This is a genomic window from Comamonas sp. F1-6 (genome assembly GCF_039581415.1).
Lineage (GTDB): Bacteria > Pseudomonadota > Gammaproteobacteria > Burkholderiales > Burkholderiaceae_C > Comamonas > Comamonas thiooxydans.
Genome location: NZ_JBCPWN010000032.1, coordinates 24,830 through 37,920, shown reverse-complemented (window position 1 = coordinate 37,920; position 13,091 = coordinate 24,830). Strand labels below are relative to the sequence as shown.

The following is a 13,091-nucleotide window of genomic DNA, read 5'->3' as shown; positions in this document are numbered from 1 at the left end:
GAAAACCCGATCTTGAATCTCGTTGCTTGCTGCGATCAGCGAAGCCTTGCAGTGTATCACAACTTCCGAGGCGCTGCACAAGAACTTTTGAAGTTTTGCGAGGCAGTCGTTTGCTGCGATGGATCGAACTATAGCATAGGTGAAACCCTAGCCAGGCCGCTTCTGACACAAAAGATTCATCTGTCAGCGTGGTCTTTGCATGGGCTGTGTCCATAGACAGAGATAGAGACAGCGGCCTTACGGCCGCTGTCTCTATGGAGGCCAACGATAATGCTGGCACGATGGCACTGATTACTTTGTTAGACGCTCAATTGGCGTTTGGGCACGTGGCCCTGCTGGACCACGCAAATTTTTCCCTGGAGACCGGCGAGCGCGTCGGCCTGATCGGCCGCAACGGCGCCGGCAAGTCTTCACTGCTCAAGATTCTGGGCGGCCTGGCAAAGGCCGATGACGGCCAGCTCCAGGTGCAGAACGGGGTCCGCATTACCTATGTGGCGCAGGAGCCCGACCTGAACCCTGCGCACACCATCTTCGAGTCGGCATCTGACGGCATTGCCGCCGTGATTGCGATTCGTGAGCGCTACCTGGCTGGCGGCGAGGGCGAGGATCTGGACGAGTTGCAGACACAGATCGAGGCTTATGACGCCTGGAACTGGGAGCAGCGCGTAGAGGAAACATTGCAGCGCCTGCATCTGGACCCGAATGCTCTGGTAGGCAGCCTGTCCGGCGGCACCCGCAAGCGCGTGGCGCTGGCCCAGGCTCTGGTGGCCCGCCCCGATGTCCTGTTGCTCGACGAGCCGACCAACCACCTGGACCTGGACTCCATCGAGTGGCTGGAAGAGCTGCTGATTGCCTTCAAGGGCAGCGTGATCACGATCACCCATGACCGCAGCTTTCTGGACCGCATCGCCACCCGCATCGTGGAGCTGGATCGGGGCGTTCTGCGCACCTACCCCGGCAACTTCTCCCAGTATGTGTTGCAAAAGGAAGAGCAGCTCAGCCAGGAAGCCGTCATCAACGCCAAGGCGGACAAGCTGCTGGCCCAGGAAGAGGTCTGGATCCGCAAGGGTGTGGAAGCCCGCCGCACCCGCAGCCAGAGCCGTATCAGCCGTCTGCAGGAATTGCGTGCCAGCCGTGCCCAGCGCCGTGATGTGCTGGGCAGCGTGAACATGGATATCGCATCCGGCAAGGGCGACGGCTATCAGGGCAAGATCGTGGCCGAGCTGACCGATGTCAGCAAGTCCTTTGGCGAAAAGAAGATCGTTGAAAGGTTCAGCGGCACCATTTTGCGTGGCGACAAGGTCGGCTTGCTGGGCCCCAACGGCGCAGGCAAGACAACGCTGCTGAAGATGATTCTGGGCGAGCTGGCTCCAGACAGCGGCCAGGTGCGCCTGGGCAGCAATCTGCAAGTGGCCTACTTTGACCAGATGCGCCATCAGGTGAATCTGGATGCCACGCTGGAGGACTTCATCAGCCCCGGCAGCGAATGGATCGAGATTGGCAACCAGAAGAAGCACGTCAAGAGCTATCTGGCGGACTTTCTGTTCTCTCCGGCGCGTGCGCATTCCCCGGTCCGATCGCTGTCAGGCGGCGAGCGCAACCGCTTGCTGCTGGCCCGTTTGTTTGCGCGGCCGGCCAATGTTTTGGTGCTGGACGAGCCGACCAACGATCTGGACATCGAAACCCTGGACATGCTGGAAGACCTGCTGCAAAGCTATGACGGTACGGTCTTTCTGGTCAGCCACGACCGCACCTTCCTCGACAACGTGGTCACCAGCACGATTGCCTGGGAAGGTCCCGGCCACTGGCGTGAATACGAAGGTGGCGTGACGGACTGGATGGAGCAATCGCGCCGCAGCAAGGCCATGGCCGAAGCCGCACAGGCCAAGTCCGCCCCCAAGGAGGAGCCCAAGCCCGTCGCAAGCCGCACCGACGCTGCGGCCAGCCCCAAGAAGAAGCTCAGCTACAAGGATCAGCGCGAGCTGGAAGCCCTGCCGGCCGCGATTGCCGCACTGGAGACCGAGCAAAAGCAGATTCAGCAAGCGCTGGCCGACGGCAGCCTGTTTGCCAGCGACAACGCCAAGGCCGTCGCCATGCACCAGCGCGACGCGGAGATCGATGAAGCACTGATGGAGGCGCTGGAGCGCTGGACCTTGCTGTCTGAATAATCAGATCATCAAATAAGAGAGCGCCTTTCGCCTGTCAGGTCTTGATTTCAAAGCTTTAGAAGCCTGAAGTCATTATCTGACAAGCGCAAGGCGCTCTCTTTTTATGCAATCTTAGATGCGGTGATGTACCTGGTCCGAGCCGCCGCGCAGCTTGGTCAGCAGGGCATGGGCGATCTGCGGAAGAGGCAGCACCTCGTCGGCCGCACCATGGGCAATGGCTTCGCGGGGCATGCCGAAGACGATGCAGGTGCTCTCATCCTGCACCAGGTTGTAGCTGCCGGCATCGCGCATCTCGCGCATGGCGGTGGCGCCATCGGCTCCCATGCCGGTGAGCATGATGCCGTAGGCATTGCGCCCGGCGCTGGCGGCCACGGACTTGAACAGCACTTCCACCGAGGGCTTGTGACGGTTGACGGGCGGCGCATCATCGACCACGGCCACATAGTTGGCACCGCTGCGCGTGATGGAGAAATGCTTGCCGCCAGGGGCGATATAGGCATGGCCGGGCAGCAAACGCTCGCCGTGCGTGGCTTCCTTGACCGTCATCTGGCACAGGCTGTTGAGCCGTGCCGCAAAACTGGTGGTGAAGCCCGGCGGCATGTGCTGGGTGATGACGATGGCCGGGCAGTCGGCCGGCAGATGCGTGAGCACCTCACGAATCGCTTCCGTCCCCCCCGTGGAGGCTCCGATGGCGATGATTTTTTCGGTCGAGATGCGACCCAGCAGGCTGGGAGCCGCCGGCGTACGCGGCGCTGCAGGCTTGGCGCCCGCACTCGCTGCCGCAGCTACGCCGTGCGGCACCACCGGCAGGCGGTGCACCTGGGCCACGGCGGCCACGCGGATCTTGTCCACGATCTGGCTGGCCAGCTCCTGCAGGCCGTTGGCCACGCCGACGCGGGGCTTGGCCACAAAGTCGATGGCACCCAGCTCCAGGGCGCGCATGGTGACTTCGGCACCGCGCTCGGTCAGCGTGGAGATCATCACCACGGGCATGGGACGCAGGCGCATGAGCCGCCCGAGGAAATCAATGCCGTCCATGCGGGGCATTTCCACATCCAGCGTGATGACGTCGGGGTTCAGATCGCGGATCATTTCGCGTGCGATCAACGGGTCATTGGCCGAGCCGATGCACTCCATGTCATGCTGGCGATTGATGATCTCGGCCAGAAGACTGCGCACCAACGCAGAGTCGTCCACCACGATCACCCGGATTTTTGGCTTTAACAACGCTCAACCTTCCTCAAAACAGATCCACCGAGCCGCCCGCCGTATTGCGTGCCACCGCAGCCGCGCTGCCGCGACTGATTTCCTGCTGCACCAATGCCTCGGGATGGGCGTGTGCCAGGCGCTTGACCATGGCCTTGCCCGTGGATGGAAAAAACACCACCTTGCGCGGATAGATATCCAGCACGTCCTCGGAGACGATGGGAATACGCTCGGTTTGCAGATACTCTGTCACAAAACTGGTGTTGCGCTCGCCCACATTCATGGTCGTGAAATTGGCCATGACCTGGGCGCCACCAAAAATCTTGGCCTGCATGGATTCGCGCCGTGCGCCCAGCTTGAGCATCTCGTTGATCAGCAGCTCCATGGCGTACGAACCATAGCGCCCCGAGACATCGCTGCTGTCGCCATCGGGCAGCATGAAGTGGTTCATGCCGCCAATGCGCATGAATCGATCCCAGAGACAGGCCGCGATGCAGGAACCCAGCACGGTGACGATGGCCATCTCGTCGCGCGAGACAAAGTACTCGCCCGGCAACACCTTGGCCGAATTGAGCTGGAAGTGCGGGTCGTAGTAGAAGAACGAGGCCTCGCCCGGCTGGCGCGGCTGGCGCTTGAGCTGCTCCAGCGATGAGACCGGCGCCGGCATGGCCGGATCAGGATAGCCCTGGGGCACGAAGCTGTTGCCGCGCAGGGGTCTGGCTGGCAGATCCAGCGGAGAGCTCAGATTCCTCATGACTTGCAGCCCTGCCCTTCAGCTTCATTGGCGCTCATAGACGGTCTTGCCCTTGAGCGCGAACAGATCGCGCGAATCGCTGAAGTTCTCGGCATGACCGACAAACAGCAGCCCGCCCGGACGCATCACCTGATGAATGCGCTCCAGCACGCGACGCTGGGTCGGTGCGTCGAAATAAATCATCACGTTGCGGCAGAAGACGATGTCGAAGCTCTCCCGGAACGGCCAATCTCCAGCGATCAGGTTGACGTTGAGAAAGTCCACCATGCGGCGCAACTCCGGCTTGACCCGCACCATGCCCGAGTTGGCCGAGCGCCCGCGCAGGAAAAAGCGGTGCAGCCGCTCGGTGCTCACGCCCTTGAGATTCTCTGCCCGGTACACGCCGCGCGAGGCGGTATCCAGCACGCGCGAGTCGATATCGCTGGCCATGAGTTGAAAGCTGGCCGAACTGCCCAGACTCTCCACGGCCGTCATCAGGATGGAATAAGGCTCCTCCCCCGTGGAGGCCGCGCTGCACCATACCTTCCAGCCATTGCCGCCGGGTTTGTGGCTGCGCAGATGCTGGGCCAGGATGTCGAAGTGGTGCTGCTCGCGGAAGAACGAGGTCAGATTCGTGGTGAGAGCATTGACGAACTCCTGCCATTCGGGCCCGTCATTGATGCTCTCCAGCCAGTCCAGATAGCTGACAAAGCTCTCATGCCCGGTCTCGCGCAGGCGGCGCGACAAACGGCTGTAGACCATGGCATGCTTGCCGTCATGCAGGCTGATGCCAGCACGCTTGTAGATCAGGGCCTGCACACGGGCAAAGTCGCGGTTGGACCAGACGAACTCGCGCCCCTGCGCCAGCGGGCCGGACATGGCGCCCGGCAGCGCCTCATCGTCCTGCTCAAGCCTGGCAGGAGAGGCTGCGAATGAAGCGCTACGTCCCAGGTTCAGCACACGGACCTCTGGCGCGCTCAGGCTTCGGAGGCCACCAGGCCCATGTCGACATTGCCCATGAGCTTCTCGATGTCCAGCAGGATCAGCATGCGCTCGCCCACAGAACCCAGGCCCAGAATGCAGCCGCTGTCGATGGCGCTTTCGATATCGGGTGCGGGACGCACGGCATCGGCGGGCAGCTCCATCACATCGCTGACCGAGTCCACCACAATGCCGACCACGCGATTGCGCAGGTTCAGGATGATGACTACGGTAAAGGCGTTGTACTCCACCTCGGAGCAGTTGAAGCGCAGGCGCATGTCCACGATGGGCACGATGGTGCCGCGCAGATTGACCACTCCCTTAATGAACTCGGGTGCGTTGGCAATGCGCGTGGGCTGCTCGTAGCCACGGATTTCCTGCACCTTGAGGATGTCGATGCCGTATTCCTCCTCGCCCAGGCGGAAGGTCAGATATTCGCGGGCACCGGTGGCCACGCCTTCGGCAGTCTTGTTGATGATGTTCATGTCAGCTCTCTCTGCGTTGTTCGGCTCGGCGACGGCTCAGGCCAGCGGCCTCAATGGCGGGTACGGCGCACCAGAGCGCCCGTATCCAGAATCAGCGCAACGGATCCGTCGCCCAGAATGGTGGCGCCCGAGACATTGGGCACCTTGCGGTAATTGCTTTCCAGGTTCTTCACCACCACCTGGTGCTGGCCCAGCAGCTCGTCCACCAGCAGCGCCACGCGGCTGCCTTCGGCCTCGACCACCACCATGATGTTGCTGGTCTGGCTTTCATCGGCGCGCGGCACCTGGAAAGTTCGCTCCAGCGCGATCACCGGCATGTATTCGTCGCGCACCTTGACCAGCTGCGTGCCATTGGCCACGGTGTTGACATCGTCGGCCTTGACCTGGAAGGACTCGACCACCGAGGACAGCGGCAGGATATAGACCTCTTCGCCCACCCCGACGGACATGCCGTCCATGATGGCCAGCGTCAGCGGCAGGCGCACGGCCACCTTCATGCCCACGCCGGCAACGGACTCGATCTCCACCGTGCCGCCCAGCGAGGTGATGTTTCGCTTGACCACGTCCATGCCCACGCCACGGCCCGAGACATCGGTGACCACATCGGCCGTGGAGAAGCCGGGCGCAAAGATCAGCTGCCAGACATCGCTGTCGGGCATGCTGTCGGAGACATCCATGCCGCGCTCGCGCGCCTTGTTCAGAATCCTCTCGCGATTCATGCCCTTGCCGTCGTCGCGCACCTCGATGACGATGGAGCCGCCCTGATGGGATGCCGCCAGCGTCAGCGTGCCATGCTCGGACTTGCCTGCAGCGATGCGGTCCTCGGGCATCTCGATGCCGTGGTCCACGCTGTTGCGCACCAGATGGGTCAGCGGATCGGTGATCTTTTCGACCAGGCCCTTGTCCAGCTCGGTGGCTTCGCCCAGCGTGACCAGATCGATCTTCTTGCCTAGTTTGCCCGCCAGGTCGCGCAGCATGCGCGGGAAGCGGCTGAAAACCGTGGACATGGGAATCATGCGGATCGACATCACGGACTCTTGCAGGTCGCGTGTGTTGCGATCCAGATCGGCCAGACCGGCCAGCAGCTGCTGATAGGTCGTCGGGTCCAGCCCCTGGCTGTTCTGCGCCAGCATGGCCTGGGTGATGACCAGCTCGCCCACCAGATTGATGAGCTGGTCCACCTTCTTCACATCCACGCGGATGCTGGTGGACTCCATATGCGCAGCGGCAGCCTTGGGTGTGGCCTTCTGCACCGTGCCCCCAGCGCCGCCAATCACGGCATGCTCCTGATTTTGCTGAGCCTCGGGGCTGCCCGGAGCGCCCGCAAAAAAACCGTAGGCTTCTTCGGCCGGCAGATTGTGGGGCGGCATGGCGGCTTCTTCATCCACCACGGTTTCCAGCTGCTCGACCACGGGCTCGGCTGCGGACTGCGGTTGGGCGGCATCGCTGATCTGCACCTGCTCCTTGGAGACATGGAAGACAAACAGATCACGCAGCTCGTCATCGGTGGACACCGTTCTGACCTTGAACAGGCGGTGATCGGCCTTGGTGCCGACCTGATCTTGAATCGTGCCCAGACCCGGAATATCCCGGAACAGCTCCTTGATGGCATCGCCCAGCTCCAGCCTGGACAGCGGGCCGATCTCGATCATCAGCTCGCGCGCACCTTCGGGAGGCTCGGTACCGATCACAGGGCCTGGCTCTGCCACCTGGGCTGCCGCAGGGGCCGGAGCTTGAGCGGGCGTATCCGCCACCACCGCGGCAACAACGGCAGCTGGCTGCACAGGCTCGGCAGCCGCGGCACTGCGGTTGACCTGGGGGATTTCGGTCAGGCCCTGGGCCAGAGCTTCGATGCGCACCACCAGTTCCGCAGTGGAAACCGGTTCGCCCTCATCACCAGACTGGTGACGTGCCAGCAGGCTGCGGCTGGCGTCCGCCGACTCCAGCAGCACATCGACCATCTCGGGGATGGGCGTGATTTCATGGCGACGCAGGCGGTCCAGCAGGGATTCCATGCGGTGCGTGAGCTCGGTCACATCCGAGAAGCCGAAGGTCGCCGCACCGCCCTTGATGGAGTGAGCGCAGCGGAAAATACCGTTGAGCTCTTCATCGTTGGCGGCCGAAAGATCCAGGCTGAGCAGCATCTGCTCCATCTGGTCGAGGTTCTCGCTGGCTTCCTCGAAAAAGATTTGATAGAACTGGCTAAGGTCGAAGTCTGCGCCCGAACCTGCGCCATCCTGGTGTGTATCCGCCATGGTGTTTCCTGCTGTGATTCGTTGTTATCGGCTTAACGCAGCACTTTTTGAATAACTTCGATCAATCGATTGGGATCGAAGGGCTTGACCAGCCAGCCCGTGGCACCTGCGGCCCGGCCCGCCTGCTTCATCAGATCGCTGGATTCCGTGGTCAGTATGAGGATGGGCGTGCCCTTGAACCTCGGGTTTTCACGGAGCTTGCGCGTGAGACCGATGCCGTCCAGACGCGGCATGTTCTGGTCAGCCAGCACCAGATCGATGTTTTGCGCCTGTGCTTTTTCCAGCGCATCCACACCGTCGACGGCTTCCACCACCTTAAAACCAGCACTGCTCAACGTGAAAGACACCATCTTTCGCATCGAGGGGGAATCATCAACAGCCAGAATCGATCGCATGTACAGCTCCAACAGACGGGCAACGGAAAACAGGGTAGAAGTTCAAAACAGCTCCACAGAGCCTGCATCCATCTCGCTTTGCGTGACGGGATTGGGCTTTTCGGGCAGGTTTGGCAGACTGATGGCGGACTCCGCCTCATCCTCATCCCTGCCCATGGCGGCAGCCCCGAGCCTGAAAGCGCAGGCTTGCAAGGTATGTGCCATATGGGCAATCAGCTGAGACGACATATCGTGAAACTGGAGCTCGGTCACGGCCAGCCGCAGCGACTCACGTGCTGTAGCCAGCGCAGCCGAATCGGGCAAGGCCGGCTGCGACAATTGCCCGTTGACTTGCTCGAAGCGCTCCAGCAGATTGTGCGTGGCATGGTCCAGCAGCCCTTCAAGACGCTGCAGATCACGCAGCGTGACCAGCAAGGCATCCTGCAGCTCCGCAGCCACCATCACCGGCACGGCAACTGCAGGCACACCCGAAGGGTTTTGCATCGTCTGCATTGTTACTCCAACTGCGTAAAACCATCATGACGGCCCTGCCGCCATGCTCCACGAAATGAACCAATCAGCAGTCCGTCCCCCGTGACACACTGCCACGACCTGACGACAACAGCCCTCGATGTTCCAAAATGTATCCAATGATAGCGTCCTTGGCGATATGCAATTCCGGAATCAGACCTTGAAAATCCTTCATATTGAAGACTCTGTCGCAGATCAGGCTCTGGCACGCCTGAGTCTCAAGCGCGGGCAGCTGCCCTGCACGCTCACGGCCGTGGACAGTCTGCAGGAGGTACAGGACGCCCTTGAGACACAGGATTTCGACCTGATTCTGGCGGACTATCATCTGCCCGGCTTCACGGCTCTCGACGTCTGGGATCTGGTGTGCGACCGTGCCGACGCCCCTCCTTTTGTGCTGCTGTCGGGCGCCATCGGCGAATCCGCCGCCGTGGACATCATGCGGCTGGGCATCAGCGACTATCTGCTCAAGGACCAGATCAACGGCCTGCCCCATGTCATCAAGCGCGCCATGGAGGTCCATGAGGCGAGGCGAGCCCGCCGCCGCGCCGCACTGCAGCTGGCCGAGTCCGAAAAGCGCCTGGCCGAGCTGACCGAACACCTGCACACCAGCATCGAGCAGGAGCGTGCCAATATCTCGCGCGAGATTCACGACGACATAGGCGGCTCGCTCACTGCCGTCAAGTTTGATCTGGCCTGGCTGATCCGCAACAGCGCCGAGGGCAAGCAGCGCGAGCATGCCAAATCGGCACTGGAGATGCTGGAACACGCCCTGGGCGCCAGCCAGCGCATCATGCAGAACCTGCGCCCGCCCGTGCTGGATCAGGGGCTGGTGGCCGCCGTGCAATGGCTGGCCCAGGACTTCGAGCGCCGTACCGGCATACCAGCCCGGTTGCACACCAGCCGTGAGCATATGGAAATAGCACCCGCGCAGCAGGTGGTGGTCTACCGAACGGCACAGGAATCCTTGACCAATATCAGCAAATACGCACAAGCCAGCCAGGTGACGCTGGATTTGTCCGACCACGAGGGTTTTTTGACACTGGAAGTAACAGATAACGGGGTAGGTCTGAGCCAGGATGATCGCAAAAAGCCTCAGTCTTTCGGACTTCGAGGTCTAAGTGAGCGCGCGCGAACAATTCAAGGTTGGCTGGATGTGAGTAGCCACCCCGGCCGAGGAACCTCTATCATTCTCACCATTCCTCTGGCAGAGATCCAGGCATGAGCCACCCAACCACGCGCTTGTCCGGTCTGCCATCTGACTTCCTGGGAGAGCGACCTTGATTCACGTGGTGCTGTGCGACGACCATGCCATTTTGCGCCGGGGCATACGCGACACCCTGGCAGAGGCGACGGACATCAGCGTCACCGCAGAAGCCGGCAGCTATGCCGAACTGCGTGAGCAACTGCGCGATGCAGCTTGCGATGTGCTGCTGCTGGACATCAATATGCCGGGCCGCAGCGGCCTGGAAGTGCTGGCCAGCGTGCGCGAGACGCATCCGCAGATCCGCGTCATCATGGTCTCCATGTATCCCGAAGACCAGTACGCCTTGCGCAGCATCAAGGCCGGCGCGGCCGGCTATGCCAACAAGGCGGGGGATCCGGTGCTGCTGATCGACGCCGTGCGCACCGTCCACAGCGGACGCAAATACCTGACTGCCGAAGTGGCCCAGATGCTGGCCGACAGCCTGGCCCAGCCTGCCGCTCCCGTGCCGCATGAAACCTTGTCCGAGCGCGAGATGCAGACGCTGCTGAAGATTGCCAGCGGTCAGCGCCAGACCGATATTGCGCAGGAGTTGATGCTCAGCCCCAAGACGGTGAGCGTGTACCGGGCACGGGTGCTGGAGAAGCTGGGCATGGGCAGCAACGCGGAGCTGACCGCCTATGCCATCAAGAACGGACTGATAGATACGCCCTGAGCCGCGCGGCGGACCATGCGCTGGATGGCCATCACTGGCTTGCGCGCCCGCATCGAGTCAGTTTTTTCGCTTGAGGCAAAAGCGGGTCTTATCCCTGTTCCACAAAGCGCACCATGCTATCAAAAAGATAGTTTTCGCACTAAACCCCGAAGACTGCCATCCCCTTTTGGAGCAAGGCCACCAGGGGCTGCTCCAGCAAAGGCAGGGTCGCCGTCAGGCCCAGCAGCCCCACAGTCAAGGTGACAGGAAAGCCCACGGCATAGATATTCATCTGCGGCGCGACACGGGAGATGATGCCCAGCACCAGGTTGACGAAGAGCAGCATGGCAATCATGGGCAGGGCAATCCAGAAAGCGCTGGCAAAAACGGCACTGCCCATCTCGTGGATTCGCATCTGGGAGATGGCCTGCAGAAAGTTGCCATCGACGGGGAATGCCTCAAAGCTCTTGAGAACCGCCATCAACACCAGCAAATGACCATTGATGACGATGAACAGCAAGGTGGCGATCTGCACCATGAAGCGCGCCACGGCACTGAGCTGGGCATTGCTGGTCGGATCGAAGAAAGACGCGAAGTTCAGGCCCATCTGCAGACCCACCACTTCACCGGCGACTTCAATGGCCGCCATCACCAGGCGCACGGAAAAACCCACGGACAGACCTATCACCACCTGCTGCACCAGAGTGCCCAGTGCCTGGGCCGAGGCAATGCTGACCACCGTCTGCTCGCCCAGCACCGGCTGCGCGCAAAGCGCAACCAGAAAAGCCAGCCCCACCTTGAGTCGCATGGGAATGGCTTTCTGAGAAAACACGGGCGCCGTGGTGAACAGCGCCAGCACGCGCACAAACGGCCAGATCAGTGGCGAGAGCCAGGCGGCAATCTGCGCTTCGCTAAAGGAAATCATCCCACCGAACCTGGAATGCTTTCTATGGTGCGACGAATGAAATCCACCAGCGTGGACAGCATCCACGGCCCGGCCACGGCAAACACCAGCACGGCGGCGATGAGCTTGGGCACAAAAGCCAGCGTGGCCTCATGCACCTGGGTCACGGCCTGAAACACGCTCACCAGCAGACCCACGCCCATGACCACACCCAGCACCGGCATGGAGATCATGAGCAGCAGGGTCAACGCCTCGCGGCCAAAGGTCAGAACAAACTGAGAGGTCATGAGCTTCTCTTAAAAATTCAATGCATCCAAATACGCTTGCAACAGCCCTGGCTCAAGGTGCGAGACACCGAGGAAGAGCTGCCTAGGCAAGCGCCTCAGGGGTATCTCATGTGGCAAAGCTCGCCGCCAGTGAGCCGATGATCAGGTTCCAGCCATCGGCCAGCACAAACAGCATGAGCTTGAAAGGCAGGGCCACCAGCACGGGCGAAAGCATCATCATGCCCAGCGACATGAGGATGGAAGACACCACCATGTCGATGACCAGAAACGGGATGAAGATCATGAAGCCGATCTGAAAAGCCGTTTTCAGCTCGCTGGTCACAAAGGCCGGCACCAGCACACGCAGAGGTGCGGTTTCCGCCGTGACATTCGCATCCAGCTTGGCCAGGCGCTTGAACAGCGCAAAGTCAGACTGGCGCGTCTGCTTGAGCATGAAGCCGCGCATGGGGGCTTCGGCCTTTTCCATGGCTTGCTCGAAGCTGATGCTGTTTTGCGTATAGGGCAGATAGGCGTCCTGATAGACCTTGTCCAGCGTCGGCCCCATCACAAACATGGTGAGAAACAGCGACAGACCGATCACCACCTGATTGGGCGGCGCGGACTGCGTGCCCAGCGCCTGGCGCAGCAGGCTCAGCACAATGACGATGCGGGTAAAGCCCGTCATCAACAGCAAGATGGCGGGCAGGAACGACAGCGCCGTGAAAAACAGCAGTGTCTGGATGGGCACCGAATAACTGGTGCCGCCCGCGCCCTGGCCTACCAGCAGCGGCAGACTGGCGGATGCGCCCTGGGCTGCGGCCATCAGGGGCATGGCCAGCAGGACAGCGGCAGCAGCACGAGAGACGAATTTAGACATTTCCAGAATTCCGGGCCGCTTCGTCGGCCTGCGCGTGCATCAGCGAGTCGGTGAACGATGAGACGGCAGGTGAATGGGCCGCGCGGGCAGATTGCAAGGATGCGGACGGATCTTGCAGCACATGCAAACATTGGATCTGCTGCGCCGTCACACCAAGCACCAGGCGCACGGCCTGCTCCCCTTCACCCAGTTGCACGGTCACCACCCGCTGCTGCGGGCCAATGGCCAGCGTGCCCAGCACCTGCGCCGGAGTTGAGGCGACACCACGGGCCATCCCCATGCCACGGGGCAGGAGGTTTTTTTGCTGCAGACGACGCACCAGCCAGGGCAATGCAGCCATGACCGCCACAAACAGGACGACCAGCAGCAGCGTGGGCCACATGGAAGGGGCCGCTGCCGCAGAGTTTGCCGCGTTA

General features: G+C 61.5%; 14 protein-coding genes. 3 read left to right on the top strand and 11 right to left on the bottom strand.

Annotated elements, in window-relative coordinates; all coding sequences use genetic code 11:
* Window positions 1–281 precede the first annotated feature (281 nt).
* Window positions 282–2,168, top strand: coding sequence for an ATP-binding cassette domain-containing protein (locus AAIL66_RS22570; RefSeq protein ID WP_343497811.1), 1,887 nt, complete (start codon window positions 282–284; stop codon window positions 2,166–2,168).
* Window positions 2,169–2,279: 111 nt separating this feature from the next.
* Here AAIL66_RS22570 and AAIL66_RS22565 read toward each other — a convergent pair whose 3' ends face one another.
* The 7 genes from AAIL66_RS22565 to AAIL66_RS22535 are packed head-to-tail and all read right to left on the bottom strand — an operon-like array spanning window position 2,280 to window position 8,715.
* On the bottom strand, window positions 2,280–3,395 hold the full coding sequence (locus tag AAIL66_RS22565; protein WP_202795911.1) for a chemotaxis response regulator protein-glutamate methylesterase: 1,116 nt from the start codon (window positions 3,393–3,395) through the stop codon (window positions 2,280–2,282).
* 13 nt (window positions 3,396–3,408) lie between these two features.
* On the bottom strand, window positions 3,409–4,128 hold the full coding sequence (gene cheD, locus AAIL66_RS22560) for a chemoreceptor glutamine deamidase CheD (RefSeq protein WP_034353171.1): 720 nt from the start codon (window positions 4,126–4,128) through the stop codon (window positions 3,409–3,411).
* A 24-nt stretch (window positions 4,129–4,152) separates the two neighbouring features.
* Complete coding sequence (locus tag AAIL66_RS22555; RefSeq protein ID WP_343497809.1) at window positions 4,153–5,067, bottom strand: CheR family methyltransferase; 915 nt, start codon at window positions 5,065–5,067, stop codon at window positions 4,153–4,155.
* A gap of 17 nt (window positions 5,068–5,084) precedes the next feature.
* Entirely contained in the window at window positions 5,085–5,573 is a 489-nt protein-coding gene (locus AAIL66_RS22550) for a chemotaxis protein CheW (RefSeq protein ID WP_003077929.1), read from the bottom strand.
* A 50-nt stretch (window positions 5,574–5,623) separates the two neighbouring features.
* Entirely contained in the window at window positions 5,624–7,828 is a 2,205-nt protein-coding gene (locus tag AAIL66_RS22545; protein ID WP_343497808.1) for a chemotaxis protein CheW, read from the bottom strand.
* Between the two features lie 32 nt (window positions 7,829–7,860).
* Window positions 7,861–8,223 carry a response regulator gene (locus AAIL66_RS22540; protein WP_343497807.1) on the bottom strand — a complete coding sequence of 121 codons (363 nt, stop codon included), beginning with the start codon at window positions 8,221–8,223 and terminating at the stop codon, window positions 7,861–7,863.
* Between the two features lie 42 nt (window positions 8,224–8,265).
* Window positions 8,266–8,715 (bottom strand): hypothetical protein, encoded by a 450-nt coding sequence (locus AAIL66_RS22535; RefSeq protein ID WP_003065446.1) that lies wholly within the window; start codon window positions 8,713–8,715, stop codon window positions 8,266–8,268.
* Window positions 8,716–8,833: 118 nt separating this feature from the next.
* Between AAIL66_RS22535 and AAIL66_RS22530 the strand changes: the two genes are divergently transcribed.
* Entirely contained in the window at window positions 8,834–9,955 is a 1,122-nt protein-coding gene (locus tag AAIL66_RS22530; protein WP_343497806.1) for an ATP-binding protein, read from the top strand.
* 55 nt (window positions 9,956–10,010) lie between these two features.
* Window positions 10,011–10,649 (top strand): response regulator transcription factor, encoded by a 639-nt coding sequence (locus tag AAIL66_RS22525; protein WP_003065450.1) that lies wholly within the window; start codon window positions 10,011–10,013, stop codon window positions 10,647–10,649.
* Between the two features lie 139 nt (window positions 10,650–10,788).
* On the opposite strand, the gene fliR is transcribed toward AAIL66_RS22525, so the two are convergent.
* The 4 genes from fliR to AAIL66_RS22505 form a co-directional block, all read right to left on the bottom strand.
* Window positions 10,789–11,553: a flagellar biosynthetic protein FliR gene (gene fliR, locus AAIL66_RS22520; protein WP_343497805.1), complete on the bottom strand. Its 765-nt coding sequence runs from the start codon at window positions 11,551–11,553 to the stop codon at window positions 10,789–10,791.
* Window positions 11,550–11,819, bottom strand: coding sequence for a flagellar biosynthesis protein FliQ (gene fliQ / locus AAIL66_RS22515; RefSeq protein WP_003059126.1), 270 nt, complete (start codon window positions 11,817–11,819; stop codon window positions 11,550–11,552). Before fliQ ends, fliR begins: the two co-directional genes overlap by 4 nt.
* A gap of 106 nt (window positions 11,820–11,925) precedes the next feature.
* Complete coding sequence (gene fliP, locus AAIL66_RS22510; protein ID WP_343497804.1) at window positions 11,926–12,675, bottom strand: flagellar type III secretion system pore protein FliP; 750 nt, start codon at window positions 12,673–12,675, stop codon at window positions 11,926–11,928.
* A complete protein-coding gene (locus AAIL66_RS22505; RefSeq protein ID WP_343497802.1) occupies window positions 12,668–13,057 on the bottom strand; it encodes a flagellar biosynthetic protein FliO in 390 nt (129 codons plus the stop codon). The genes fliP and AAIL66_RS22505 overlap by 8 nt, the downstream gene beginning before the upstream one ends.
* Window positions 13,058–13,091: the final 34 nt, after the last annotated feature.

What these genes read in the sequence shown, in the direction of transcription:
- AAIL66_RS22570 (WP_343497811.1), top strand. Translation starts at nt 282, where the DNA reads ATGGCACTGATTACTTTGTTAGACGCTCAATTGGCGTTTGGGCACGTG.
- cheD (WP_034353171.1), bottom strand. Translation starts at nt 4,128, where the DNA reads ATGAGGAATCTGAGCTCTCCGCTGGATCTGCCAGCCAGACCCCTGCGC.
- AAIL66_RS22550 (WP_003077929.1), bottom strand. Translation starts at nt 5,573, where the DNA reads ATGAACATCATCAACAAGACTGCCGAAGGCGTGGCCACCGGTGCCCGC.
- AAIL66_RS22545 (WP_343497808.1), bottom strand. Translation starts at nt 7,828, where the DNA reads ATGGCGGATACACACCAGGATGGCGCAGGTTCGGGCGCAGACTTCGAC.
- AAIL66_RS22540 (WP_343497807.1), bottom strand. Translation starts at nt 8,223, where the DNA reads ATGCGATCGATTCTGGCTGTTGATGATTCCCCCTCGATGCGAAAGATG.
- AAIL66_RS22535 (WP_003065446.1), bottom strand. Translation starts at nt 8,715, where the DNA reads ATGCAGACGATGCAAAACCCTTCGGGTGTGCCTGCAGTTGCCGTGCCG.
- AAIL66_RS22530 (WP_343497806.1), top strand. Translation starts at nt 8,834, where the DNA reads ATGTTCCAAAATGTATCCAATGATAGCGTCCTTGGCGATATGCAATTC.
- fliR (WP_343497805.1), bottom strand. Translation starts at nt 11,553, where the DNA reads ATGATTTCCTTTAGCGAAGCGCAGATTGCCGCCTGGCTCTCGCCACTG.
- fliQ (WP_003059126.1), bottom strand. Translation starts at nt 11,819, where the DNA reads ATGACCTCTCAGTTTGTTCTGACCTTTGGCCGCGAGGCGTTGACCCTG.
- fliP (WP_343497804.1), bottom strand. Translation starts at nt 12,675, where the DNA reads ATGTCTAAATTCGTCTCTCGTGCTGCTGCCGCTGTCCTGCTGGCCATG.
- AAIL66_RS22505 (WP_343497802.1), bottom strand. Translation starts at nt 13,057, where the DNA reads ATGTGGCCCACGCTGCTGCTGGTCGTCCTGTTTGTGGCGGTCATGGCT.